The organism is Thalassospira profundimaris (assembly GCF_003326675.1).
Classification (GTDB): domain Bacteria; phylum Pseudomonadota; class Alphaproteobacteria; order Rhodospirillales; family Thalassospiraceae; genus Thalassospira; species Thalassospira aquimaris.
In genome coordinates, this window is record NZ_JPWF01000003.1 from 36,192 (window position 1) to 58,735 (window position 22,544).

19 protein-coding genes are annotated in these 22,544 nt (G+C 53.4%); 14 read left to right on the forward strand and 5 right to left on the reverse strand.

Going from position 1 to position 22,544, the window contains the following annotated elements; translation table 11 throughout:
* Positions 1 to 4: 4 nt before the first annotated feature.
* The 3 genes from iolE to TH19_RS05090 all read left to right on the forward strand — a co-directional run bounded on the left by iolE (position 5) and on the right by TH19_RS05090 (position 2,862).
* Positions 5 to 910, forward strand: coding sequence for a myo-inosose-2 dehydratase (gene iolE / locus TH19_RS05080; RefSeq protein WP_114101269.1), 906 nt, complete (start codon positions 5 to 7; stop codon positions 908 to 910).
* On the forward strand, positions 910 to 1,716 hold the full coding sequence (gene iolB / locus TH19_RS05085) for a 5-deoxy-glucuronate isomerase (protein ID WP_114101270.1): 807 nt from the start codon (positions 910 to 912) through the stop codon (positions 1,714 to 1,716). Before iolE ends, iolB begins: the two co-directional genes overlap by 1 nt.
* Positions 1,717 to 1,959: 243 nt before the next feature.
* A complete protein-coding gene (locus TH19_RS05090) occupies positions 1,960 to 2,862 on the forward strand; it encodes a LysR family transcriptional regulator (protein WP_114101271.1) in 903 nt (300 codons plus the stop codon).
* A gap of 47 nt (positions 2,863 to 2,909) precedes the next feature.
* On the opposite strand, the gene TH19_RS05095 is transcribed toward TH19_RS05090, so the two are convergent.
* The 4 genes from TH19_RS05095 to TH19_RS05110 form a co-directional block, all read right to left on the reverse strand.
* Entirely contained in the window at positions 2,910 to 4,190 is a 1,281-nt protein-coding gene (locus TH19_RS05095; RefSeq protein WP_114101272.1) for a TRAP transporter large permease, read from the reverse strand.
* Positions 4,191 to 4,240: 50 nt separating this feature from the next.
* Positions 4,241 to 4,750, reverse strand: coding sequence for a TRAP transporter small permease (locus tag TH19_RS05100; RefSeq protein ID WP_114101273.1), 510 nt, complete (start codon positions 4,748 to 4,750; stop codon positions 4,241 to 4,243).
* Between the two features lie 77 nt (positions 4,751 to 4,827).
* Positions 4,828 to 5,826, reverse strand: coding sequence for a TRAP transporter substrate-binding protein (locus tag TH19_RS05105; protein WP_114101274.1), 999 nt, complete (start codon positions 5,824 to 5,826; stop codon positions 4,828 to 4,830).
* A 20-nt stretch (positions 5,827 to 5,846) separates the two neighbouring features.
* Positions 5,847 to 6,734 (reverse strand): carbon-nitrogen hydrolase family protein, encoded by an 888-nt coding sequence (locus TH19_RS05110; RefSeq protein ID WP_114101275.1) that lies wholly within the window; start codon positions 6,732 to 6,734, stop codon positions 5,847 to 5,849.
* Between the two features lie 416 nt (positions 6,735 to 7,150).
* Here TH19_RS05110 and TH19_RS05115 point away from each other — a divergent pair, with 416 nt between their 5' ends.
* From TH19_RS05115 to TH19_RS05145, 7 genes are all read left to right on the forward strand, one after another.
* A complete protein-coding gene (locus tag TH19_RS05115) occupies positions 7,151 to 8,488 on the forward strand; it encodes an ABC transporter substrate-binding protein (RefSeq protein WP_114101276.1) in 1,338 nt (445 codons plus the stop codon).
* The gene (locus tag TH19_RS05120) at positions 8,485 to 10,494 is read left to right on the forward strand and encodes an ATP-binding protein (protein WP_114101277.1); all 2,010 of its coding nucleotides are present in this window, start codon (positions 8,485 to 8,487) and stop codon (positions 10,492 to 10,494) included. Before TH19_RS05115 ends, TH19_RS05120 begins: the two co-directional genes overlap by 4 nt.
* The gene (locus tag TH19_RS05125; RefSeq protein WP_114101278.1) at positions 10,491 to 11,849 is read left to right on the forward strand and encodes a sigma-54-dependent transcriptional regulator; all 1,359 of its coding nucleotides are present in this window, start codon (positions 10,491 to 10,493) and stop codon (positions 11,847 to 11,849) included. The genes TH19_RS05120 and TH19_RS05125 overlap by 4 nt, the downstream gene beginning before the upstream one ends.
* Positions 11,850 to 12,062: 213 nt before the next feature.
* Positions 12,063 to 13,409 carry an extracellular solute-binding protein gene (locus TH19_RS05130; RefSeq protein ID WP_181846333.1) on the forward strand — a complete coding sequence of 449 codons (1,347 nt, stop codon included), beginning with the start codon at positions 12,063 to 12,065 and terminating at the stop codon, positions 13,407 to 13,409.
* Between the two features lie 152 nt (positions 13,410 to 13,561).
* Complete coding sequence (locus tag TH19_RS05135; RefSeq protein WP_114096204.1) at positions 13,562 to 15,292, forward strand: ABC transporter permease; 1,731 nt, start codon at positions 13,562 to 13,564, stop codon at positions 15,290 to 15,292.
* A complete protein-coding gene (locus TH19_RS05140; RefSeq protein WP_114101279.1) occupies positions 15,289 to 16,413 on the forward strand; it encodes an ABC transporter ATP-binding protein in 1,125 nt (374 codons plus the stop codon). The genes TH19_RS05135 and TH19_RS05140 overlap by 4 nt, the downstream gene beginning before the upstream one ends.
* 70 nt (positions 16,414 to 16,483) lie before the next feature.
* Positions 16,484 to 17,155 carry a histidine phosphatase family protein gene (locus TH19_RS05145; RefSeq protein ID WP_114101537.1) on the forward strand — a complete coding sequence of 224 codons (672 nt, stop codon included), beginning with the start codon at positions 16,484 to 16,486 and terminating at the stop codon, positions 17,153 to 17,155.
* Between the two features lie 32 nt (positions 17,156 to 17,187).
* On the opposite strand, the gene TH19_RS05150 is transcribed toward TH19_RS05145, so the two are convergent.
* Positions 17,188 to 18,018: an amidohydrolase family protein gene (locus TH19_RS05150; RefSeq protein ID WP_114101280.1), complete on the reverse strand. Its 831-nt coding sequence runs from the start codon at positions 18,016 to 18,018 to the stop codon at positions 17,188 to 17,190.
* A gap of 236 nt (positions 18,019 to 18,254) precedes the next feature.
* On the opposite strand from TH19_RS05150, the gene TH19_RS05155 reads away from it, so the two are divergent.
* From TH19_RS05155 to TH19_RS05170, 4 genes are all read left to right on the forward strand, one after another.
* Positions 18,255 to 19,580: an ABC transporter substrate-binding protein gene (locus TH19_RS05155; RefSeq protein ID WP_114101281.1), complete on the forward strand. Its 1,326-nt coding sequence runs from the start codon at positions 18,255 to 18,257 to the stop codon at positions 19,578 to 19,580.
* 107 nt (positions 19,581 to 19,687) lie between these two features.
* Positions 19,688 to 20,584, forward strand: a complete 897-nt coding sequence (locus TH19_RS05160; protein WP_114101282.1) for a carbohydrate ABC transporter permease — start codon at positions 19,688 to 19,690, stop codon at positions 20,582 to 20,584.
* Positions 20,585 to 20,587: 3 nt separating this feature from the next.
* Positions 20,588 to 21,454 carry a carbohydrate ABC transporter permease gene (locus TH19_RS05165; RefSeq protein WP_114101283.1) on the forward strand — a complete coding sequence of 289 codons (867 nt, stop codon included), beginning with the start codon at positions 20,588 to 20,590 and terminating at the stop codon, positions 21,452 to 21,454.
* A 4-nt stretch (positions 21,455 to 21,458) separates the two neighbouring features.
* Positions 21,459 to 22,544 carry an ABC transporter ATP-binding protein gene (locus tag TH19_RS05170; RefSeq protein ID WP_114101284.1) on the forward strand — a complete coding sequence of 362 codons (1,086 nt, stop codon included), beginning with the start codon at positions 21,459 to 21,461 and terminating at the stop codon, positions 22,542 to 22,544.

Sequence of the window (22,544 nt, forward strand, 5' to 3'; positions counted from 1 at the left end):
GAACATGATCCTATACGGTACCAATCCGATTGCCTGGTCCAATGATGATGACCAGACCCTTGGTGCAGAAATCAGCCTTGAAACCTGTCTGTCCGAAGCAGGCAAGATCGGTTTTGACGGCATCGAAAAAGGCCACAAGATGCCGACCGAGCCGGTGGCATTGAAAGCCGCCCTTGATCCGCATGGCCTTAAATTCGTTTCGGGTTGGCATTCGCTTAATCTTCTTGCCCATTCGGTCGAGGACGAGAAAAAAGCCATCCAGCCGCATCTTGATTTGCTTAAGGCCATGGGATGCAAGGTGTGTATTGTCTGCGAAACATCAAACGCCATTCACGGCAATGATGATGCGTCATTGAATGACAGCCCGGTTCTGGCCACTGACCAGTGGGCGAAATTTGGTGCCGATGTCGAAAAAATCGCGGCCTATTGTGCCGATCAGGGTGTTGATCTTGTTTATCACCATCACATGGGCACGATTGTCGAAACGGCGGATGAAATTCATGCCTTCATGGCCAATACCGGCCCGAAAACCAAGTTGTTGCTTGATACCGGTCATGCATGGTTTGGCGGGGCGAACCCGGAAGAACTGGCCGTGCGCTATATGGACCGTGTCGGGCATATCCACTGCAAAAACGTGCGCCCCGCGATCAGCAAACAGGTCCGTGAAGAAGGGCTAAGCTTCCTTGAAGGCGTGCGTCGTGGTGTCTTTACCGTTCCCGGTGATGTCGAGGGTGGTGTTGCGTTCGAGCCGGTTTTGAAAATTGCGGGCGAACACAATTATTCCGGTTGGCTGGTGATCGAAGCCGAACAGGACCCCAAGCTGCGCAACCCGTTTGAATATCAGTCGCTTGGGCTGAAATCACTTCGCGACATGGCACGCAAAACCGGACTGGATAAAGGAGACGCCTGATGGCTGATCTGCTCAGAAAACCGAACGGCACGAATGGAAAGGTCCATGATATCACGGCGGAAAGTGCCAATTGGCATTATGTCGGGTTTGGGCTTTATCACCTCAAAGCCGGGGAAGCCGCCGCCGAGATAACCGGTGACCGCGAAGTCATTCTGGTTCTGGTCGAAGGCAAGGCCCAGATTTCGGTCGATGATCAGGATTTCGGTGAACTTGGCAAACGGATGAGTGTGTTTGAACGCATACCGCCAGCCTGCGTTTACGCACCCAATGACAGTTCTTGGAAAGCCGTGGCGACAACGGATTGTACCATCGGGGTCTGCACGGCACCGGGCAAGGGCAATTACCCGGCGTGCGTGATCGAGAATATTGAACTTGTGGAACGTGGAAAGGGGTCGAATACCCGCTATATCCACCCGATTGCCATGGAAGAAAAAGACATCGCCGACAGTCTTCTGGTTACCGAGGTCTTTACCCCGCAAGGCAACTGGTCAAGCTATCCGCCGCACCGTCATGACGAGGATAACTATCCTGACATGACTTATCTTGAGGAAACCTATTACCATCGCCTGAACCCGAAACAGGGTTTTGGTTTCCAGCGGGTCTTTACCGAAGATGGCGAGCTTGATGAAACCATGGCGGTTTCGGATGGCGATGTTGTGCTTGTGCCCAAAGGCCATCATCCATGCGGCAGCCCGTATGGCTACGAGATGTATTATCTGAATGTCATGGCAGGCCCGATGCGCAAATGGCGCTTCCAGAACCACCCGGATCACGACTGGATCTTCCAGCGGGATAGTGGGTCGTAACATCTGGCCAAAGTATTCAAAAAGCGGTCTGCACAGTTGCGTGGCCGCTTTTTTTATTTGCGGAGCAGTGTTTGTTTTGCGCGTTTCCAAGGCCTGCTGCGAATAGATCGAAACTTGGCATAAGCTGTTCCAAGCCGGTTTTAAATCCGTGGCGTATGGGGTATCTTCGCGCTGGTTTTGCGGGCTTGGCCTTGTCGGGGTTTGGCGTGCATTTGTCGAATGATACTGCGGGAATTTTGACGGTTGCAGGAACCCCATTTTGATCTGAACTGGGATGATTTAAAGCATCTATTGGTATTGTCGCGTGAAGGCACCCTGTCGGCGGCAGCACGTGTACTTGATACGTCGCGTGTGACGGTGAAGGCCCGGATATCCAATCTTGAAAACAGCATGGGTGTTCGCCTGTTTTCCCAGGATAAAAGCGGCTATAAATTGACGCGCGACGGACGCGAACTTGCCAGTTATGCGCAGGAATGCGAACGCCAGTTGCGTCTTGCCTTTGCCAAGCAAAACAGTCCGGCTGCCCCGCGTCTGAAAATCCGGGTTGGTGTGGTTGAAGGGATCGGCAACGGATATCTCGCCGAAAAGCTGTCCTGGTGGCTGCGCGGGCAAAATATCGATTTCGAGCTGGTGTCGCTGCCCAAACAGGCCCGGATAACCAACCGTGAAGCCGATATCTGTGTGACGCTGGAAGAACCCGAAGGCGAAAACACCATCAAGAAAATCCTGACACCCTATACCTTGGGCATCTATGCCAGCGAAGGCTATATTGCCGAACATGGGCCGCTTAAGGGCGCGCAGGATGTGCTTGATCACATGTGGGTTGGTTATGTCCGGGATCACATTTTTTCCCAGACCCTGAATTACCACGAAGAACTGTCACCAAACCTGAAATATGCGTTTCGCGGTACCAGCATGGTGTCACAGCTTTTCGCGACGGCGGCCGGTTTGGGATTGGGGATTTTCCCGATTTATCTGGTTTCGGAATTCAATCTGGTCCGGGTCTGTCCCGAGATTGCGTTTGAACGCAAATATTGGCTTTCGTCATCAAGTGATCTGCACCGGTTTCCCGGTTTGATGTCAGCCTGGAAGTTCCTGCTTGAAACCTGTCAGAAAGACCGTCGTCTGTTCTTTGAAGGAAATTAGCGGGACCGGATTTCTCCGGCCCCGCCAACTGTTCAGATCGTTTTATCTTATTGCGCGTAGATCATATCGGGCAGCCACAAGGTGATCCATGGCACATAGGTGATCAGGATCAGGGCAACAATCATGATCGCGATAAACGGCAGACAGCCACGCAAGACATCGCGCAACGACATCTTTGAAACACCCATCGCAACAAACAGGTTCAAACCGACCGGCGGGGTCAGCATGCCCACCGAGAAGTTCACAACCGTGATCAGGCCGAAATGCACCGGATCAATACCGACCTGGGCAGCAATCGGCTGAAGCAGCGGGGCAAGAACGATGATGGCCGACGCACTATCAAGGAAGAAGCCGGTCACCAGCATGACAATGTTAAACAGTGCCGCGATGGTGAAAGGATCGCTTGTGCTGCTCAGAACCTGTGATGACAGATTGCCCGGTGCCCCGGTAATCGTCAGAAGCCATGAAAAGGCTGATGCACCCGCCGTAATCAGAAGAAGGGTGGCGGCGATTGCACCCGATGATTTCAGAATGCTTTTAAGTTCGGGAAGACCGATCTGTTTATAGATCACCGCACCGACAAACCAGCCATACATGCAGGCAACAGCCGCAGACTCAGTCGGGGTGAAAACGCCGGAATAAATGCCACCCAAAAGCAGGAAGGGCAAACCAAGACCCCATGACGAACGTTTGACAGCCAGAAGGAAGGCTGCGCGTGTCGGAAAGTCCTGACGCGGATAACCGCGGCGGATGGCAAAAATTACGCAAGCGGCAATCAGAAGTGCGCCGATCAAAAGTGCCGGGCCGACACCACCGGCAAACAGTTTGCCAACCGAGGCCCCGGTGACCGAACCATAAATGATCAAGCCGATGCTTGGTGGTACAATCGGGCCAAGGGTGCCAGCCACAGTGATCAGGCCGATGGCAAAGAAGCGGTCATAACCCGCCGCGACGAGCGCCGGGAACATGATGCTGCCAATGGCGATTACGGTTGCCGGGCTTGATCCTGAAATCGCCCCGAAAAACAGGCAGGAAAGAACCGTTGCCGCGGCAATACCACCCGGGATCCAGCCAACAAGGACGGTTGCAAGATCGACCAGACGCTGGGACAGGCCGCCGATACGCATCAGTTCGGATGCAAGAATGAAGAATGGAATGGCCATCAGCGAGAAATTGTTCATGCCTGCGAACATGCGCATCGGAACAATTACCGGATCAAACGGCCCCCAGAAGCCAACGGCGACAACAACGGCAAAGGCCAGTGCCGCAAAGATTGGCAGACCAAACAGAAGAAGGCCGCCAAATGAAAGCAAGAGTCCTGATAACATTATTCTTTTGCCCTGATAGAAACCGGAATTCAGCTGTTTATGGGCGCAACCTACATGGCGCGCAGGTTCTCTTCGGATGCCTCGATCTGTTTGCCTTGCAGCAACTGCGCAAGTGCAAGTCCATAACGAAACAGCGACAGGAAACCGGAAACCGGAATGATGGCGTAAACGGCTGAAACGGGGATGCGCAATGCGGGGGACAACTGACCGCGGTCAAGCGTGTTCAGGAAAAGTTTGCCGCCGAAATAAACCAGTGCGAGTGCAAACAAAATCCCCAAGGCAATGGCAATGATCCGAAGGACAGGGATATGTCGCGCCGGAACGAGGGCATCCAGAAGATCAACCGAGATATGGCTGCCAAGACGGATGCCGATGCTGATGCCGACAAAGCTCATTACGATGATCGAATAGAGCACGACTTCTTCGGCCCAGTAAAGTGGCGCGCTGAAGACATAGCGCATGACCACCTGAAGAAAAGTCAGGCAAATTGCGAGAGCCATCAGAAAGATCATTGATCCGTCTTCGAGGCGGGCAAGAGCCTTGTCAAATTTTTCGAACATGTTGCCGTCCCATTGTCAAAAACCGACTTGCAAGATTGCGGTCCTGCAAGTCGGTTCATCATTTCAAAATGTGCAGATTATTTGGGGCCTGCGCCGGTCACTGCATAAATGGAATTGATCAGTTCCGGTGTAACTACATCGGCAAAGGCCTGATGGACAGCGAAACTGCCCTTGATGAAGGCGTCTTTTTCAGCATCGGTCAGGCGGTGGACGGCGATGTCCGAGCTGATTTTCGACAGTTCTTCTGCCTCGTACGCATTGGTCAGTTCACGGGCAAGATCACGGGCATTGTCGAACGCGGTGACAACAACAGCGCGCAGATCATCCGGAAGCGAGTTCCATGCGCCTTCGCTCATGACTGCGGCATAGCCATGATACGCATGTGACGACAGGGTCATGTATTTCTGAACTTCATAGAACTTCATCGCAACGATGTTGGCGATCGGGTTTTCCTGGCCGTCAACAACACCTGCCTGAAGACCGCCGTAAACTTCGGCAAAGGCCATCGCAGTCGGGTTTGCACCCCATTCATTGTACTGGGTCAGGATGACCGGTGCCTGCATGGTGCGCATTTTGATGCCGGCAAGATCTTCGACCGAGGTGATTTCGCGAACATTGTTGGTGATGTTACGGAAACCAGCGCCCCAGAAGTTGACGCCATGCATGCCGTGCTGATCAAGGGTATCAAGGATCGAACGACCGACTTCGCCATCCAGAACCTTGACCATCATTTCTTCGCTCGGAAGGATGAAGGGAAGGTCAAGAACCTGAAGCTTCGGTTCGAAGTTGCCCAGGGTCGCGGTCGGTGGAATTGCGATCTGGACCAGATCGTTCTGCAACTGCTCGATAATGTCGACATCGCCACCGAGGCCACCAGCCGGGATCACATTGATCTCGATGCGGCCGTTGGATTTTTCTTCTACTTCCTTCTCGAATGCGCGTGCCGCCTTACCATTCGGGGTGTCTTCCATAAGAACATGGCCGAAGGTGAAGGTGAATTCCTGTGCCATCGCCTGGCTGCCAAAGCCGGCCATTGCGATTGCAGCAAATGCCGCAAATTTGAACTTGCTGTTCATTGATGCCTCCGTGCTGATAATTAGTTGGTTGGTACTGGTTGTTCGACCAGTTTGCGGCCCCGAAGGCGATCTGCCATCAGGGGGTAATTCGTGCGTGCTTCGATGAGATCGCTTTCAAGCAATTCAGCGCGAATGGTTTCGGCTGCGAACTGCCCGGCCTGTGCCAGAATGCCACTATTGGGGGAGACGATCTGGCTCAGGCCAAGGCGTTCCCAAGTCCCGACTTTTTTGCCGAGATCGAGGAAACCACAGGCATTGCATGAAACAACAAATGCCTGGTTTTGGATGGCGGTAACGGTCGGAACCGTTTCCCAGAATTTCTTTTTGGTGACCGGATCGCCGGCACCTCCCTTGATGCCGCCAGACCAGAACGACGAGGTGACTGCAAGAATTTCTACACCCTGTCGGAAATGTTCGAGTGCAATTTCCGGGAACAGGGTTTCATAGCAAATCACGATCCCGATTTTGCCCAGCGCACAGTCAAAGGTCGTGCGGTTGTAATCCGGGGTGTAATAAAGCTTTTCAATACCCGGGAAGAAGCATTTGCGGGTGACGCCAACGATGCCTTCCGGGCCGATCAGGGCCGAGCTGTTATAGATGGTACCAACCATCGAAGAGCGTTCGTTGAAACCAACCACAGTATAGATGCCCAGAGTCTTGGCAGCTTCGGCGATTGCTTTGAGTTCAGGTCCCTCAACCTCAACCGTACCCTCGTTCCAAAGCCGTTTCAGGCCGCCTTCTTCGTGTTTGAAAAAGCTGGTCAGGTTGGTTTCGGGAAAGACGACAAGATCGCTACCGTTTGATGCTTCGATCTGCATCTGATTAAGGATGAAAGCAAGATTCTCGTCTATGCCCCCCAACTCTACGGGTTGGTGCTGGACCGCGCTTGCTACGACCTTGCTTTGCATGGAGTTTAAACCCTTTGCCTGTCAAATTTTTATCCAAGGAGCATGGACTCCTGATTTGTTGACAGGAACATTATCGACGGGTTGATACCCCGAACAGGTGGGCATTGCTTGCGCTATGTGTAAGAAAACTTACAGGGTCGGGTTTTTGCCATTTAACTCAGTTGGGTAGTTGCCACAAAGCCTGCTTGTAACCGGTGAACATGCGGATCGCAGCAATCGGGTTTAAGATTTTCGATCTGCGGACAAATACGGAAGCACGATGAAAAAACATCGCAATGCGATTGTTTCGTGACTAGTATCGGGTCAACGCAACGGGGCAAGTGACCTTGGTTGCGAAAGAAAACAGAAAAACAAAACCAATTTCGGGAGGCGCGGACAACAGGCACAAAAGCCGTTGATCCGTGGAAAATAACGCAATGCGTTTGTGGCCAGCGATTTCGTTTCGCGCTGTGCTCCGACTGATTGCCGGTATTGCGATATTCGCGACATACGGCAAAGCGGGCGCGTGCGAACTGAGCATTCTGACGTCCTATCCGTCGTCATTCTACAAACCGTTTATCGACCTTTTTGTTCAGCAAACGGGTGCAGAAGACGTTTGTGTTCAGAATAAAAACACCATCGGCCTGATTTCCCATGTGCGTGAAAATCGTCGTCCGGTTCCTGATATCGTTTGGGCCAGTTCGCCGGTTGCGTTCGAACTTCTGGATCAACAAGATGCCTTGGCGAAGTTCCCGGACAAGGTATCAAAACCGATTGGCGATGGTGGTATTCAGCCAGATGCGCCTGACGGATCGCGATTTGGGTTTGCGTTGTCGACAATCGGCGTGATGTCCGGGGCTGATCAGCCATTTGGAAATGGGCCGATTGAAATCGCCGATCTTGCGTCGCCGGATTATTACGGCCTGCTGGGTATGAGTTCGCCATCACGCAGCGGCACCACCCATCTTTTTGTCGAAAGCCTGTTGCAACAATATGGCTGGCAAGATGGGTGGGCCTTGTTGTCGCAAATTGGCGGGAACCTTGCGACCGTCACTGCACGCAGTTTCGGTGTGCGCGACGGTGTTGCACGCAATCGGTTCCCATACGGGATCGGGATCGATTTTCTGGCCCAGTCTGAACCGCAAACCGGTGATGCCCTGTTGTTTCAATCTTTTTCACCCGGCTGGTATTTCCCGGCCAGTGTGGCTGTGACCGGATTGGGGGCGCAAAATGCGCGGTCTCTGGAGTTCGTTGATTTCCTGCGTGGCGATGCCGCCCAGCAGTTGCTGTTGCAACCGGAAATCCGGCGTATTCCGATTGATCCGAAATTGTGGCCGCAGGCGGGGTTCTTACCGTCTGCAAACAATCCGGCACAGGGGCTTGATCTGAAACTGGCAGCACGTCGGATGGCGGTGGTCAACGCGCTTTATGATGACATGATCACGCACCGGCTGCTTGAACTTCGAAAACTTTGGCAATCATTACGCCGGTTGGAAGCGACACCTGTGATTACCCAGTCCGACGCGACCAAGCCGCTGCTGAGTGCGGTACGTGATGCACTTGAATCCGTTCCGGTTGCTGCCTTTATGGCAAATGAACACAGCTTTGAACGGGTGTTTTCCGATGTTATACCGTCTGAAAACACGGTTGTTGGCAGACTACGGGTGCAAGACAGCTGGTCAAACGATTTCAGTCAGCGTTTCAAATCGGCCCGCGAGTTGATCGCGCGCATGGACTCGTTTCAAAGTCACCTTGATACGGGTGCCGTGAAATGAAGTGGCGCCCAAACAGCCTTAAATCCAAGCTGACCTTGTCGATTTTTGTCATCGCCAGTGTTTCCGTGATGGCAACGGTGATTTCAAACCTGACCCTTGGCGGGGTCAGTCAGACGGTTGCCGATCTGGCATCGGAAAACCTTTCTGTGACGGCGACAAGTGCGCGTTTTGCCGAAATCGGTCAGGAAATCAGGGTTGATACACCGCGCTTGGGAAGTGCAACGACCCAGTATGGCCGACAAGAAGCCCTGAACAGTCTGGAAGGCCATTTCAGGGATCTGAAACAGCTGAGTGACGAGCTTGCGATCTATGCGCCGGAACTTACTGAAAAGCTGACCGGTTTGCTTGATGCCTTGATGGGAAATGTCGAAAAGCTGGATGCCAATGTCGCGGGCAAGTTCACCATGCGCGATGATCTCGGCCGACAGGTAGCAAGGATCAATCGCCTGCATAGTGACTTTTTGCTCGAAGTGGATCCGTTGCTGATTGATGCCAATTTCAACGTGACATCGGCAATTGATCGAAGTTTCGCGACACCGGGACAGGAAATTCAGGCTGATCCCGTCATCAACGAAGTCCGGTTTACCGAGGCGCTGGGGCGTTTGCACGCGGCCTGTAACCTGATTGTGGGTTTAATGTTGCGTGCGGTTGGCGAAGATGATTTCGGGGCGATTGAACAACTTCGCCTGCGCCTGTTGGAAAGCATTTCGGAGGCCAATGAAAACCTGCCGGCGCTGCAGCAAAACAGCAGTTCCATCACCCTGCTTCAAATCTGGCGCGAAATTGCATCCTATGGCGATAGTCCGCGTGATTTGCTTGAACTGAAGCTGCGTGAAACGGCCCTTCGTCGCCAAAATGCCCAGCTTCAAAATGAAAGTGCCATCTTGCTTGAGGCATTGGGCGGGCTTGTTGCCGATACTGTGCGCGAAAGTGGTCAGCGCACCGAGGGTGTATCCCTTCAGATCAAACAGGAAGTGCAAAACGGGCAATTGTTCGGGGTGTTGGCCGGTCTTGCCACTGTGGTGTTGTTGGTCCTGTTTTCGGTGTTCTTCATTCGCGGACAGTTGTTGCAGCGATTGATGCGCGTTTTGTCTTCGATGCAGATTATCGCCGATGGCAACTTTGCACATCGGGTTCTGGTCGATGGGAGGGACGAGATCGGGCAGCTTGCCGATGCTGTGCGATTGTTCCGCCACAAGTCCCAGGAACTCGAAAGCCATGCCGAGGTTCTTCAGGAAACCAACAGCGAGTTGCGCCATGAGATTGCCCTGCGTCATCAGGCCGAACAGGATTTGCGTGAAACCCAGGCCGAACTTTTGCAGGCGGCCAAGCTTGCCGCATTGGGGCAGCTATCCGCAAGCATTGCCCACGAGTTTAACCAGCCATTGGCCGCACTTAGTTCCTATAACCACAATGCCGAACTGTATCTTGAGCGCGGTGAAATCGAGAAATGCCGCGAGAAACTTGAAGATATCGACAGGCTGGTGAAACGTCTTTCCAAGACATCGAACCATCTGAAAAGCTTTGCCCGTCGACCGCAAGAAGCTGTAACACGCCATAGCGCAACCGAGGTTCTGGAACACGCACTGTCGCTGTTCGAAGACCGCGTGATGCGGGGCAATGTCACGCTTGTTCGTGATTATCCCGAGGGTCCGGTTCATGTCCTGACCGACCCGGCCAAGCTTGAACAGGTTTTGGTCAATCTGATCAGTAATGCGATTGATGCGGTCGAACATCAGGATGACCCGACCTTGCATCTGGTGATTAGTGAAACCGACCGTCGGGCAATCATTTCAGTCGTTGATAATGGCACCGGATTTGCACCGGAAGTCAGCGATAAACTATTCGAACCCTTCTTTACAACCAAGCCGCCGGGCAAGGGACTGGGGCTTGGATTGTCGATTTCATTCAATATCATTCGTGACCTTGGCGGCCGTTTGCAGGTCTTGCCGGGCACCGGTGATCAGGGTGGAACGACCGCAACTGTGGAGCTGTTTAAAACGTGACCGATAACAGTGTAAAACCACCAGTCCTGTTGATTGATGATGAAGCCGAAATTCGTCGTGCCTGGGAAGAAACTCTGCATCTGAATGATTTCGAACCACACCCGTTCGAAGACGGGGCTGCGGCCGTTGCGACCCTTGATGCCACCTGGCCCGGCGTGGTTTTGACCGATTTGCGGATGCCGGGATTGGACGGGTTTGGTGTCCTTGACGCAGTCAAGCGCATTGATCCGAAAATCCCTGTCATTATCGTGACCGGACATGGTGATATTCCGATGGCAACCAAGGCAGTCAAAGCCGGGGCCTATGATTTCATCGAAAAACCTGCCGACCCGGACACATTACTTGCCGTGATGGTGCGCGCGGCTGAATTGCGTCGGCTGGTTTTGGAAAACCGGCGACTAAGCAATAGCAGTTCGGAAGGCTATAAAATCGAAAATCACATTATGGGTAACCATCCCAAAATCGAACGGTTACGGGCACAAATCGCCGTCGTTGCCGGGGCGGATGTCAATACGGTGATCTATGGTGAAACCGGGACGGGCAAGGAACTGGTTGCGCGTGCCTTGCATGAATTGGGACCGCGCAAGGACGGGCCGTTTATTGCCATCAACTGTGGTGCACTGAACGAAAACCTGATTGCCAGCGAACTGTTCGGTCATGAAACAGGGGCCTTTACCGGTGCGGATCGTCGCCGTATCGGCAAGCTTGAGCAGGCCAGTGGAGGGACGCTTTTCCTTGATGAAATCGAAAGCATGCCGCTTGGCCAGCAAACCCAGCTTTTGCGTGCCTTGCAGGGGCAGGTGATCGAACGGCTTGGCGGTAAATCCCAGATCAATATTGATGTGCGCGTGGTGGCGGCGGCCAAGGAAGATCTTGAACTTGCGTCCGAGGAAATGCGTTTCCGGGCCGATCTTTATTATCGGTTGGCGGTTGCGTCCCTGACCATTCCGTCCTTGCGTGAACGCGGGGAGGATATCGCGCTTCTTTTCGTGCATTACGTGACCAAGGCCTGTCGCAAGCATGGTTTGACCATCCCGGAAATCAGCGAAATTAATCTTGATGATCTGCGTGGAAAGTCATGGCCGGGCAATGTGCGTGAACTGGTTAATGCGGCTGAACGTTATGCGTTGCAGCTTGAAAATGCCGGGATGGCATCTGATCCGCGCGATACCGGAATTATGTCATTGCCTGATCAGATTGATGCCTTTGAGAAAAAGGTCATTGTATCTGCCCTGCGCCGCTGTGGCGGGCGCGTTCAGGAAACCGCCGATTATTTGTCGATCCCGCGCAAGAAACTTTATCTGCGGATGCAGCACCACAATATCGACAAACGTGCCTTTGCTGGCACTGAATAACGGGTCGTTAGTGACACGTGGTTTTTGATGGATGTGTCAATTTTGACCCAATTTGGGTTCGAGTAAGTCTGAGAAGGGATGAAATTATCTTTGTTTTACAACTGGTTGTGTTGAATTTAGCGGGATGAGTTTTCTGGCATAGCCGTTGCTCTTGTTTGGTTGCCGACAGTGTCGGTCAATGAACAACCAAATAGGGAGGAACCAGTGTCCAACATGGTTCACAAGACTCTTCGCCACCTGGGGACAGGTGTTGCGATTGCCGCAATGCTTGCGACTGCGACGGCCCATGCCGCCGATGACAAGCTTGTCATTGTAACGTCGTTTCCATCTGATCTGACCGACGTTTTCAAAAATGCCTTCATGAAGGAAAACCCGTCGATTTCCGTCGAGGTCGTCAATAAAAGCACCTCGTCTGGCGTGAAGTACCTGATTGAAACGGCACAGAACAACCAGTCCGACATCTTCTGGGCATCGGCACCCGATGCGTTTGAAGTGCTGAAAGAAAACAGCCTTCTTGCGAAATATGAATCCGCCGTCGGCGGTGTTGCCACTGAATTGAACGGTTATCCGATCAACGATCCGGATGGGTATTATTCCGGTTTTGCGCTGTCGGGTTATGGCTTCATGTGGAACGAACGTTACATGGATGCCTTCAAACTTCCCGAGCCGACCGAATGGGAAGATCTGACAAAGCCGGTCTATAATGGCCATGTCGGTATTTCTGCACCGTCGCGTTCCGGCACCACGCATCTGACCATTGAAACCATCCTTCAGGGTGAAGGCTGGGAAAAAGGTTGGCAGACCATCCGTGATATGTCGGGCAACGCCAAAACCATTACCGAGCGCAGCTTTGGTGTTCCGGACGGGGTCAACAGCGGTTCATTTGGTATCGGTATTGTTATCGACTTCTTCGGCTTCTCGTCGATGGCATCGGGCTTCCCGGTTGATTTCCGTTATCCGAGCGTCACCGCACTTGTTCCGGCCAATATCGGTGTGATCAACAATGCACCCAACAATGGACCGGCACAGAAATTCATCGACTTCCTGATGTCTGAAACCGGTCAGGGCCTGTTGTTCGATCCGAAAATCATGCGTCTTCCGGTCAATAAAAGCGTTTATGCAAATGCACCGAAGGGCCTGCCGAACCCGTTTGACGGTTCGATCAAATCCGAAGTCAACTTTGACACCGCGGTTTCCCAAGGTCGTTATAACGTTGTGAACTCGTTGTTCGATGTGATGATTACCTATCGTCTGGAAGATCTGCGTGCAGCAGTTGTTGCCATCCAGGAAGCCGAAGTCGCACTGGCTGAAAGCGGTGCCACCAATGCCGAAGCAACCAAGCTGATTGCGGATGCCAAGGCACTTCTTCACACCTTGCCGATTGACGAAGCAAAGGCAAACGATCCTGAATTTGCCGCGATCTTCAAATCCAAACGCAAAAAGCAGACCGACAAGGTAGAAGGCCGTCAGGCCGAGATCGAACAGGAATGGGATAACCAGATCGTTCAGAACTACCAGAAAGCAGCCGAGCTCGCGAATACGGCCCGCTTCATGTTCTAAGTCGTACTGACCTCCCTGGTATCATGTAGATCGACCACGCAGCCGCTGGGGGTATGCGCGGGGACTGCATGATGCTCACCCTCCCTGCCAGAGAATTTCATCACATTGACCTCTCTGGCAGGGGCCTAATTTCCCGACATTGGAGAATACTCATGTCCTCCGCCGCTATTGCGCGACCGGTGCGTTTTTCTTCGCTTGGTCCATACATGGTCGCTGGGATTGTGGTCCTGTTCCTTGGGGCATTCCTTCTGGTGCCGGTCCTGAAAGTTATTCAGGTGGCGTTCCAGGACCCGTCCAGTGGTTCGTTCACGATGGTGAACTTCCAGGACTTCTTTAACAGTTCGCTTTTCCGCCAGTCCTTCTTCAACTCGGTCTATGTGTCGGGCATGTCTGTCGTGTTTGCGTCGGCATTTGCGCTGCCACTGGCCTATTTCACGACCCGTTTTAACTTCTCGGGTTCGGTTATTATCCAAACGCTTGCCTTTGTGCCGCTGATCATGCCGCCCTTTATCGGTGCGGTGGCCATGCAGTTGCTGTTTGGATCGAATGGCAGCGTAAACCTTTTGATGCGCGACTGGTTCGGGTTCGACATTCCCTTCATGGAAGGTTTGAATGGCGTCATCTTCGTTCAGTCCATTCACTATTTCCCGTTCATCCTGATCAATCTCAGTGCCAGCCTTCAGAACATTGACCGTTCGATGGAAGAAGCAGGCCAGATGTTGGGTTCAAGCGGGTTCCGTCTGTTCCGCCGTATTGTCTTTCCGCTGGCCATGCCGGGCTATATCGCCGGTGCGTCGCTTGTTTTCGTCAAAGTCTTTGATGATCTTGGAACGCCGCTTTTGCTGAACGTCAACACCATGTTGGCCCCGCAGGCTTATCTGCGTATTTCGTCGATCGGTATTTCTGATCCGATGGGATATGTGATTTCCTGTATCCTGATTGTCTTCTCGGTCTTTGCGATGTGGGTGGCTTTCCTTGGGATGCGCGGCAAGGATTATTCGACGACGCAAAAGGGCGGCGGCGGCCTTTCGAAGCGCGATCTGCGTTCGCATGAAGCCATTCTTTGCTATGTCGTCATCTTCTCGATCCTGGGGATCGTTCTGGCGCCGCATTTGGGCTTGTTGTTGCTTTCCTTTGGGTCTGTCTGGTCCTTTAGTGTCCTGCCTGACAGCTTCACCACCAGCCATTATGGCACGGCATTTACGTCTGCCTGGACCTTTATCAAGAACACGCTGATCTATGCCGGTCTTGCCGGGGTTATTGATATCGTCCTTGGCACCGCCATCGCCTATGTGGTGATGCGTACCAATGTGATTGGCCGCAAGTGGCTTGATTACCTTGCCGTGTCGGCCCTTGCAGTTCCGGGCGTTGTGCTTGGTATCGGTTATCTGCGTGTGTTCTATGGTGTGAATATGCCCTTCACCGACCAGCCGATGGCAACCTGGTGGGGGATTATTGTGATCGCCCTTGCTGTGCGTCGTTTGCCCTATGCACTTCGTTCCTGCACGGCTGCCTTGCAGCAGGTTTCCCCGTCGCTTGAAGAAGCATCGGAAAACCTTGGTGCTTCGAAGTTCCGTACGGTTCGACGCATTGTTGTGCCGCTGATGGCAAGTGGCCTTGTGGCCGGCTTTGTTACCAGCTTCTCGACCGCCGCTGTCGAGTTGTCAGCAACCATCATGCTTGTTTCGACTGAAAATGACGCACCGCTTGCCTATGGACTTTACCTGTTCATGCAATCCGCGGCCGGACGTGGTCCGGGGGCGGCACTGGGTGTCATGGCTGTAATCATCGTTGGTCTGGCGACCTATCTGTCACACCGCATGGTTGACCGTGCGCGTCAGCAACGCAGCAGCATGGAACAAGCGACAGGGGACGTCGCATGACTGTAACAAGCAATCCTTCCAATAATCGTCGCGCGGAGGCCGACACCATGACCACGATGCAAACCTCACCGGTTCAGATCGACATCGAAAATCTTTCCCTGTCATTCGGCAATACCGAAGTTCTCAAAGGGGTCAATCTGGCCATTCGTCCGGGCGAATTCTTTGCCTTTCTTGGCCCGTCCGGTTCGGGTAAATCGACGCTTCTTCGTGCCATCGCCGGATTTGGTCCGACCCCGAAAGGTCAGATCAAGCTTGATGGACAGGACATTGTCGGGTCTGTGCCCTGGCAGCGTAATGTTGGCATGGTGTTCCAAAGCTATGCACTTTGGCCGCATATGACGGTTGCCAAAAACGTTGCCTTTGGCCTTGAAGAGCGCAAAGTTCCGGCATCCGAGATCGGGCCGAAAGTCCGTGCCGCACTGGAACTGGTTGGCATGGGGGACTATGCCGAACGTTTCCCGTCGCAGCTTTCAGGCGGACAGCAGCAACGTGTTGCACTTGCACGTACCATCGTTGTGGAGCCGCGTGTTCTTCTTCTTGATGAGCCGCTTTCAAACCTTGATGCCAATCTGCGTGTGCAGATGCGCCAGGATTTGCTCAAACTGCAACGTCGTCTTGGCATCACGACCATCTTCGTGACCCATGATCAGGAAGAGGCCAATACCATCTGTGACCGGATTGCGGTGATGGCAGACGGTGTGGTTCAGCAGATCGGTCGCCCGGATGAAGTATATGACAATCCGGCCAACAGCTTTGTCGCCAAGTTCCTTGGAACGGCCAACATCCTGCAGGGTGTTGTGGCGCAGGCTGATGGCGGGATGCATTTCGAATGCGGTGATAGTCTTCGTATTCCGGTTGCAGCCGACGAAAAGCCGGGCAAGGCACAGCTTGTTGTGCGCCCGGAAAGTATCGAACTGGAAGCTGCTGCGACGAGTGGCGGGCTTGCAGGTAAGGTTGATTCTGCGGAATTCCTTGGCGGTATGGTGCGCTATGCGGTGGATGTCAGTGGTCAGCAATTGCTGGTCGATGAACGTCATACCCGTGGCAAAAAGCGCATGGACAAGGGCGAGATCGTCTCGCTGAAACTTGATCCCGAACAGGCTGTCCTGATCCGCGATTAATCCATCTTGGTTGCACCGGGTGGCATTTGCTGTCCGGTGCAATTTCTTTTTCAAGATTAAAGGTCTGACCATGCCTGCCAACAGTTTGCCGACCATTTTGCTGATCCGTCATGCTGAAACCCAATGGAACATCGAAGGGCGCCTGCAAGGATGGCGCGATGCGCCCTTGACGCTGAACGGTTTCAGGCAGGCAATCGCGGTTGCCGAGAATGTTCGTAAAACCTGGGCCGGCTTGGCACTTGATGGTGGCGTTCAATATCATTGCAGCGATCTTGGTCGCGCGCGTCAGACATCTTCAATCCTTGCGGATTGCTGGGGGATTCGGTTCGGTCAATTCATGGCCGAAGAACAGATCAAGGAACGGAATTACGGTGCCTGGGAAGGCATGACCCTTGATGAAGTCGCTCAAAGCCGTCCGAACGAGTTTCAGGATCATCAGGCCGATCCGTGGGGGTATCAGGTGCCCGGTGGTGAAGCAAAGACCGCGCTTTTTGACCGTATCTCGGCTTGGCTTGACGAATTGCCGCGCAACCGCACCCATGTCGTAGTGACTCATAGCGGGTGTTTTCGGGCTATTCGCGGGGCTTATGTAAATTCAACGCGCGCGGAGATTGATGCATATCGCGAACCGCAAACGACGTCCTTCCTTCTGCGCGAAGGCATCGCACGTGAAATTGCGATGTCACCGGTTCTGGCCGAGCAGTTTCAGCTCAGTAAAAAGGCACTGACCGTCGCGATATGATCATCACGACGGTCTGATTGCGTTCATATTATCTAGATCGACCAGATGCGTTTTGCGTTTTCGTGGGCAAAGGCAGCCTGCTCGCTTTGGGATGCGCCGCTGATAAGTGCACGAGTAACCGCCATCCACTGATCCAGTGACGAATTCAGGGTGCAGACCGGGCTGTCCGATCCCCACACCACACGATCCCAGCCAAAACACTTTATAATATGTTCGACATAGGGGCGCAGGGTATCAAGCGTCCAGTCCGGCTTGGCATAGGCGGTGATGCCGGAAATCTTTGCATTCACATGCGGCCGTTCGGCAAGGGCGGCAATCGACTTTGCCCAGTCGGCAAAACCGTCACCGGCAATGTCTGGCACTCCGCAATGATCAAGAACAAACACAGTATCAGGGCAGGCATCAACAAGGTCCTGCGCGATGGGAATCTGGCGTTGCAAAACACAGATATCAAACGGCAGTCCCTTGTTGCCGATCCGGCGCACATTTTCGCGGAACAGATCACCTTGTGAAAGGTCGTCGGGCACGACATGCAAAACGCGCCGGATGCCCTTGACGATATCAAGGTCGAGGGTATCGAGAAACGCGGCACAGTCTTCGGACTCTGGCCGGGCCGATGAAATGGCCCCGCGCATCAGGCTTTGCGGTCTTGCCATCAGTTCACCGACAAAGACGTTTTCGGTGACGATATCTTCGGGGGCGCAATCGACTTCCATATGCAGCACGCCATCAATCCCGATCCGTTTGGCCGTTTGTTCGTAATCCTCGAACGTCCAGTCACGGTCAAGCACCGGCACGTCTTTAAGCCACGGATAAGAGATACGGTCACGGGCAACGAGGTGCAAATGGGTGTCGATGAACATAACGTTTCCTCTTTCTTTTTAGATTTCCCGGAAGTGTCACGGGGCAGCGTGCTAGCGTTTGGCGCGCCAATCTTATGTTTTTTCAGCTTTAAGGTGATTTCTTGTGGAGTTCAACTTGACTCACTGATCAAGTCAAGTTTAAATATAAAAGATGCTTCCGAATATGAAAGTCACAACAAGAATGACCTCGGAAGTGATATTCGGTCGGGAAAGACCGTTCCTTCAGGGAGGATAGAATGAAAACGTTATTGAGCGGTGCATCCCGTGCCGTGCTTGCGACTGCTTCTTTGACTGCTGCAATTTCTGCATTTGGCACCGCACAGGCGGGCGAGTTTGATGGTGTAACCATCGAGGCAAAACTTATCGGCGGTCAGCAATACGAAGCGCTTTATGCCCGCATCCCGGAATGGGAAGCCGCAACCGGCGCCAAAGTGGACATCATTTCGAAGAAGAACCACTTCGAACTGGACAAAGAATTCAAATCCGACATCGCAGCTGGTACGACCAGCTGGTGTGTGGGTTCAAACCATTCATCTTTCGCATCCCAGTATCCGACCCTTTATACCGACCTGACCGGTCTGGTTGCCAAGGACGTGGTTGCCGAGTTCGTGCAGGCCAATATCAAGGCCGCAACCTTTGACGGAAAACTCGTGATGCTGCCGCGTGCACAGTTCGATGTGTCGGCGCTGTATTACCAGAAAGATCTTTATAACGATGCTGACAAGGCCAAGGCATTCGAAGCCAAGTTCGGCTATTCGCTTGCTGTGCCGGAAACCTGGGCGCAGGTAAAAGATCAGGCAACCTTCTTTGCCGATCCGCCAAACTTCTATGGCACCCAGTATGCAGGCAAGGACGAGGCGATTGTAGGTCGTTACTATGAAATGGTTGTCGCCGAAGGTGGCAAACTGTTTAACGACGATTTCTCGCCGGCCTTCAATTCAGAAGAAGGCAAACGCGCTCTTCAGTGGTTTGTCGACCTTTACGAAGCCAAAGCCGTTCCGGCCGGTACCACCAACTATCTTTGGGATGACCTTGGCAACGGCTTTGCGTCGGGCACCATTGCGCTGAACCTGGATTGGCCGGGTTGGGCTGGTTTCTTTAACGATCCGTCTTCTTCGAAAGTTGCCGGTAATGTCGGTGTTGCACCGGCACCCAAAGGGTCTTCTGGTGCACGTACCGGTTGGTCCGGCTTCCACGGTTTCTCTGTGACCGAGGATTGCGCGAACAAGGAAGCGGCTGCGTCGCTGGTCGAATTCCTGACCAACGAAGACAGCCAGAAACTTGAAAGTGCTGCCGGTCCGCTTCCAAGCCGCACCGCGGTTTGGGAATATGTCTCCGAGCAGGCAAAAGACGATCCGTATCGCAGCGAAGTTCTGGCTGCGTTCAAGGAAACGGCTGCAACCGCTTTTGCTGTTCCGCCGACCCCGCTTTGGATCGAAGCAACCAACCTGATCTATCCTGAACTTCAGGCCGCCATTCTTGGTGACAAAACCGTCGATGAAGCCCTTGAGGATGCATCGGATGCGGTTGACAGCCTGATGCAGGAAGAAGGCGTCTACTAAGACAGATTTCGGGCGGCGCAGTTTGCACTTACGGGAATTGCGCCGCCTGACCATCCCCTGACCCAAATGCATGGGCAAAGACCCGTGCCGACTAATGGGACATCCCGATGAATCGCTTGAAGCTTCCCCCGTGGTTGGTTCTTTTGTTGCCAGCCATCATTATTCTATCGGCCGTCGTGCTGATTCCGCTCGTACTGTCATTATATTCGAGTTTCACCTCGTATCGGCTGACACGGCCTGACAGCATTTTTAACTGGGTGGGCTTTTTCAACTATGAAAAGGCACTGACGGATGTGAAGTTCTGGGCGGCTTTCGGGCGGACAGTTCTGTTGCTGACGGTGGCACTTAATCTTGAGATGCTGCTTGGTCTGGGGCTGGCCTTGATGGTGTCCAAGGTGACGCAGGGACAACGTCTTTTGCGCACCATGATGATGTTCCCGATGATGTTTTCGCCGATCCTTGTCGGCTTCCAGTTCAAATTCATCTTCAATGACAATGTCGGTCTGGTGAACAACGCGCTTCAGTCGCTTGGCTTGACAGATCGTGCGATCCCGTGGCTGGTGGACGGGCATCTTGCCATGTTCTCGATCATCTTTGCCGAGATTTGGACGGCAACCTCGGTCTTTGGAATCCTTATTCTTGCCGGTCTGTATGCGATACCGCGTGATCCGCTTGAAGCGGCAAAGGTGGATGGTTGCACCGCATGGCAGTCGTTCCGTTATGTAACCCTGCCGTTCCTGATGCCCTTTATTTATATCGCGATGGCCATCCGGTCCCTTGATGTCGCACGTGCCTATGACATCGTGCAGATCATGACCAATGGGGGCCCGGCGCGTCGTACCGAACTGCTTTGGACCCTGATCGGGCGAACCGGCTATGTCGATGCCCGCATGGGGTATGCCAATGCCATGGGCTATATCTCGATCTTCCTGGCGATTTTCTTCACCATCTATTTCTTCAAGAAACTGACGCAGTCGCGCAAAGAACTCGGGATGGGGGCGTAAATCATGGCGAGTAATCTTAATCATCGCGTCCGCCGCTATTCCCTTAAAGGACTGCATTTCTTTGGGCTGTTCACAGCCATGATGGTCCTGTGCGTGCCGGGCCTGTGGATTGTGCTGAACTCTTTCCGCCCGACGGTGGAAATCATGGCCAAACCGCCGGTCTGGATTCCCAACGAGCTTAACCTTGATCATTACCGCGCCATGTTCAGCGGTATCGGCGAGGGCGGGGTTCCGGTTCTGACCTATTTCGCCAATTCTCTGGTGATTTCGGTAACGTCGACGGTCATTGCGCTTCTGATCGGAATGGCGGGCGGCTATGCCTTTGCGCGCTATAAGTTCAACTTCAAGGGCGGCATGTTTGTCGGCTTGATGGTGACGCGTGCCGTGCCGGGCGTTGCCTTGTCTCTGCCGCTATTTATCCTGTTTGCGCGGGTCGGTATCATCGATACCCATTTCGGATTGATCCTGGCCTATGTCGCGCTGAATGTACCGTTCACGATCTGGTTGATTGACGGCTTCTTCCGCCAGGTGCCGCCGGAACTTGCCGAGGCCGCCGAGATTGATGGCTGCACCCGCTGGCAGGCATTCTGGCGTGTCGAATTCCCGGTCGCACGTGCCGGAATTGCGTCGGCTGGCATCTTTGCCTTCCTGACATCGTGGAACGAATATGCGCTGGCATCCCAGCTTACCCGTTCAACCACGTCAAAGACGATGCCGGTTGGTCTTCTCGATTTTACTTCCGAATTTACCCTGAACTGGGGCGGGATGTGTGCGCTTGCGGTGTTGATGATTATCCCCGCGCTGATCCTGACATTCCTCGTGCAGAAACATCTCATAGCCGGCCTTACCTTTGGCGGCGTGAAAGGATAATAAAATGGCTCAGGTCCACCTTCGCGATGTCGTCAAGAAATACGGCCCGCTTGAAGTTGTTCATTCCATCAATCTTGATATCGCAGACGGCGAGTTTGTCGTTCTCGTCGGTCCTTCGGGCTGTGGCAAATCGACCACGTTGCGTATGGTTGCCGGTCTTGAAGGTATTTCCGGCGGGGAAGTGCATATCGGTAATCGTGTCGTAAACGATCTGCCGCCGCGTGAACGAAACATCTCGATGGTGTTCCAGAACTATGCGCTTTATCCGCATATGACGGTGCGTGAAAACCTTGGTTTCTCGCTTAAAATCGCCAAACAATCGCAGGCCGATATCGACAAGGCGGTTGATGTAGCCGCCGAAATACTGTCACTGACGCCTTTGCTTGATCGGAAACCGGGCGCCTTGTCCGGTGGTCAGCGCCAGCGTGTTGCGATGGGGCGTGCGATTGTTCGTCACCCGGAAGTCTTCCTGTTCGATGAACCGCTTTCAAACCTTGATGCCAAGCTGCGTACGCAGATGCGCGTTGAAATCAAAAAGCTTCATCAGAAACTGAAATCAACCATCATCTATGTCACGCACGATCAGGTCGAAGCCATGACGCTTGCCGACCGGATTGTGATCATGCGCGATGGTCATATCGAACAGGTCGGCACGCCGCTTGATGTCTTTGAAAATCCGGTAAATACCTTTGTCGGGACTTTCATTGGCTCCCCGCCGATGAACCTTTTGGATGGTGTGGTGAAAGGCTTTGAACTCGAATTTGCCGGCGGCACCCGTCTGCCGGTTCCGCCGGGTTATGCAACACAGGACGGTCAGGCTGTGACCTTTGGCGTGCGTGCCGATAATATCATGCCGGTTGGTCATGCCCTGCCACGGGGCGAACATATGGCCGAAGTCGAAATGGCAGTTGATCTGACAGAGCCGCTTGGCACCGAAACCCTGTTGTTTGCAACGCTGGCCGGAACCGAAGTTCAGGCCAAGATGCTTAATCCGCGTCCGGTCCAAAGTGGCGAGCGCATGACGTTCCAGATCATGCTCGATAAATGTCATCTGTTTGATGCCGAAACCGGCGCAACCCTTCGTACGTGA